Raw genomic sequence first — 3,526 nt, 5'->3', positions numbered from 1 at the left:
AAATCCTTAATGCCACCGTTGAGGATGAACAGGTCAAAATTCGCATCCAAGTCAAAAATGAATATGACCAACCTGTCACCAACCTCACCGATGAAAATTTCCAGGTCTATGTAAATAATGATAAAGTTACCTTTAAGCCCAAGCATTGGAAAAATCCGACAAAAGCTGAGCAGCCTTCGGCCTGGATTATCTTCCTACTGGACATGAGTGGCAGTATGGCCAAGCCCGATAAACCAGGCTCTAGCCAAAGCAAACTGGAGGGAGCCACTGCAGCGATGCGAGAATTTATCAAAAATACAGCAGATCGCAGTAGTCATACTCAAGTAGCAATTGTTCCCTTTGGTGAACCCCATCCCAAAAATTGCCCCAAGGGTGGCTATCCTGTTAATCAAGCCACACTCAATAAATTTTTTCCTGTAGGAGACTCCGAACTCCAAAACTATCTTGGTGAGCTTGCCAGTAAAAAACCCTGTGCTGCCACTAATGTCTACAAACCCCTTACTGAAGCAGTAAATTTCTTAAGTGAGCAAAGAGGTGACCCTCGCTTCTATCCGAAAAAAGAGAAATTCTGGCAACCTCAGCCTCAACAGCCCCGGCTTTCGATTATTCTTCTATCTGATGGTTATCACAGTACATCGGCAACCAAAGAAGCAGAAGAGCAGGAATTTGAAACACTCAAGAGACTGATCAAAGTCAATGATAATATTATTGTGCATACTTTGGGGTATGGCTTAAAACCTCGAGAGTTAGCCGAGAAGTATAAAAACAATGGCTTTTCTAAACAAGAAGCAACAAGGGAAGACGTTTTTTATACTGAGGGTGGCAAGAAAAAATTGCCACCAAACAAAGTACCAGAAGAAGAGTTTGTAGACCGCGATCGCATAGACGAAATTTCCAGGATTACGGGAGGAATTTGTAAAATTTCGGGGGATGCTCAGGCTCTTGGCAAGTCCTTGAAAGTATTCCTTGATGCTCTGCTCGGTGAGTATGAAATCACCTACAATGACCCCAACCCGATACGGGCGGAAAGGCATCAGGTTCAGGTTAAAGTTGATTCCCGACATGTTTCCACAGAACGCTCTGAACCTAAACCTTACAGAATTACCTCCTTTGGATGGTCACTTCCTTTACCGATCAGACTGACCATGTTTCTGGGTACTTTCGTGGTCATGGGAGTTGGAGGTGCAGTGCCATTTTACTTATGGGGACAATATCTAAAGCGAGAGGAACTTGAAGATTAATATATCAAAGAGAACAGGGAGTCGGGAGTCGGGAGTCGGGAGCGGTGCGACCCGTGGCGAATTTAATAATTAGATGCGGAAAGCGCACCGAGGGAGTCGGGAGTCGGCAGTCGGGAGTCGGGAAAAGGTAACAAAAATTCTCACAATTCCGACACGGATTGGTATTACAGGTCTTGGTGGCGAGTGTGGGAAATTGGGCGCGATGTTCCTTCGGAACCGCTTCGCGAACGCATCATCTCCAGCACAAGCGGTAGAGTTTTCTTCCTGGTCTAGTTCACAACTACACCATTATAATTACTAACCCTATCTGGAAGGAGCCAAACAATCTTGTTTCCCGATTCCCGATTCCCGATTCCCGATTCCCGATTCCCGATTCCCGATTCCCGATTCCCGATTCCCGATTCCCGATTCCCTAAAAAAAAACCCAATCGATAACTCCTATAAAATGGTAAACTATACATTCATTCTCCATATAAATAATATAGAAGATGAATACAGCTATGCCATTAATTTAGACAAAAGCCAGGAAGATAATCCCGATTTATTTTTCACTAAATCAGAGCGAGAAAAACTGAGAAATTGGTTTCAAGAGCAAAGCCTATACAAAATTAATGATGATAACCTTAATAAAATCATAGAAACCTGGATAAAAGACATAGAAGAAGGCTTTAGAGACAGTTCAATTACTATGGCTTTACCTTTACTGATTAGTCAGATGAAAGAAGCCGGTAATCAAGAAATACCCCATCCAATTTACCCAGATTTGTCTGGGATAGAACCTATTTCAGGAATGTTACCGCCGTTGAATTTTAATTAGAATTATTGTAGAAGTAGGGAACAGGGAACAGGGAGTAGGGAGTAGGGAGTAGGGAGTAGGAAGTCAAGAATATGGCATCAAAAATTATCACAATTAATTCATTTATTATCTCTAGATTTAGACAGCGTTTTTAATAACTATGAGGTACATAGAATTTTTTCCCGGTTCCCGATTCCCGATTCCCGATTCCCGATTCCCGATTCCCGATTCCCGATTCCCGATTCCCGATTCCCGATTCCCGATTCCCGGTTCCCTTTTTAGTTCAATCCTATGTTCACAACTCAAATAAAAACCCTATACAACAATGAGTAATCCACCCCTATATGTAACAATTACTCCTCATCGTGAATTTCTGCCTGCGGATACCCCAGACCAGAAACTATTTGTGATGTTGAAACTGCGACCGACCAAAGAAGTAGCAGTCGAGCTACCCTCAACTAGTTTTGCTTTTGTGATCGATACCAGTGGTTCCATGTATGAAGTGGTGGAAGGGGACACAAAACCTACAGGTAGAGTTTACACACAGGATGGAAACGACTATGAGGAAGTGATAGGTGGTAAAACCAAGATCGATATTGTGATTGAGTCACTGTTAAATTTAGTGCGCTCTAACCAGTTAGGTGGAAGCGATCGCATTGCCATTATCCAATTTGACGACCAAGCCTCTACTATTGTTGGACTAACACCAGCAACTGAAACCAGCCAGTTAGAAGCAGGGATTGAGAAACTCCGTAACTACAGTGGTGGCACCTGCATGGGAGAAGGGATGGAGCAGACCCTGACTATGCTCTCCGGTCAAACCATGACCAGTCGTCATGCTTTAATCTTTACTGATGGTCAAGCTTTTGATGAAGAAGAATGTCGGGAACTCGCGAAACAATTTTCGGAAAACGGTATCCCCATTACAGCCTTGGGAGTTGGTGACTACAATGAAGATTTACTGATCAACCTCAGCGATACTACCGCTGGTCACCTTCACCATATCGTTTCAGGAGATGCCACAGGTACTGATGTTGCTATTAGGGACTTACCCCAAATCCTGTTTAGAGAATTTAGCCAAGCCCAACAGGAAGTTATTAATAACCTTACCCTTACTGCCAAGACAGTTAAGGGGGTAAAACTCACCCGTGTTGTCCGGGCTTACCCTGACCAAGCGGAATTTCCCCTGATTCAATACCCCTATCTGATTGGCACCGCCATGGCCAATGATGAAACAGTCTTTATTCTGGAATTCACCATCGACAGTCACAGCAGCTCCCGTGTACGTATTGCTCAACTTGGTTTAACCTACGATATTCCAGGACAAAATCGCCGAGGTGAGCTGCCACCTCAAAATGTGGTAGTTCAATTTGTTCCTGTCAGAGCGGAGCGGCACAAGTAGACCCAGAAGTAATGGGTTATGTACAACAGTGCAATATTTCTCAGCTAGTAACTCAAGCTACCAGACTGGCTGATAGTAATCCCGAAG

General features: G+C 43.7%; 4 protein-coding genes and 1 pseudogene. All 5 read left to right on the top strand.

Annotated features, from left to right (window positions below):
- Positions 1-1,241 (top strand): vWA domain-containing protein (locus F6K20_RS29540; protein ID WP_287297072.1); only part of this gene is annotated, 1,241 nt, incomplete at its 5' end.
- A gap of 73 nt (positions 1,242-1,314) precedes the next feature.
- On the top strand, positions 1,315-1,542 hold the full coding sequence (locus tag F6K20_RS29535) for a hypothetical protein (protein ID WP_131826922.1): 228 nt from the start codon (positions 1,315-1,317) through the stop codon (positions 1,540-1,542).
- A gap of 144 nt (positions 1,543-1,686) precedes the next feature.
- A complete protein-coding gene (locus tag F6K20_RS29530; RefSeq protein WP_287265650.1) occupies positions 1,687-2,058 on the top strand; it encodes a hypothetical protein in 372 nt (123 codons plus the stop codon).
- Positions 2,059-2,197: 139 nt separating this feature from the next.
- Positions 2,198-2,347, top strand: coding sequence for a hypothetical protein (locus F6K20_RS29525; protein ID WP_154659747.1), 150 nt, complete (start codon positions 2,198-2,200; stop codon positions 2,345-2,347).
- 15 nt (positions 2,348-2,362) lie between these two features.
- Positions 2,363-3,526, top strand: a pseudogene (locus F6K20_RS29520) (vWA domain-containing protein); the annotation flags it as partial.

The organism is Moorena sp. SIO2C4 (assembly GCF_010672485.1).
GTDB classification, from domain to species: domain Bacteria; phylum Cyanobacteriota; class Cyanobacteriia; order Cyanobacteriales; family Coleofasciculaceae; genus Moorena; species Moorena producens.
The sequence above is the reverse complement of the archived record's forward strand: the minus strand, read 5'-3'. Positions and strand labels throughout refer to the sequence as shown.

Coding starts and splice junctions, on each gene's coding strand:
- F6K20_RS29535 (WP_131826922.1), top strand. CDS start 1,315: ATGCGGAAAGCGCACCGAGGGAGTCGGGAGTCGGCAGTCGGGAGTCGG.
- F6K20_RS29530 (WP_287265650.1), top strand. CDS start 1,687: ATGGTAAACTATACATTCATTCTCCATATAAATAATATAGAAGATGAA.
- F6K20_RS29525 (WP_154659747.1), top strand. CDS start 2,198: ATGAGGTACATAGAATTTTTTCCCGGTTCCCGATTCCCGATTCCCGAT.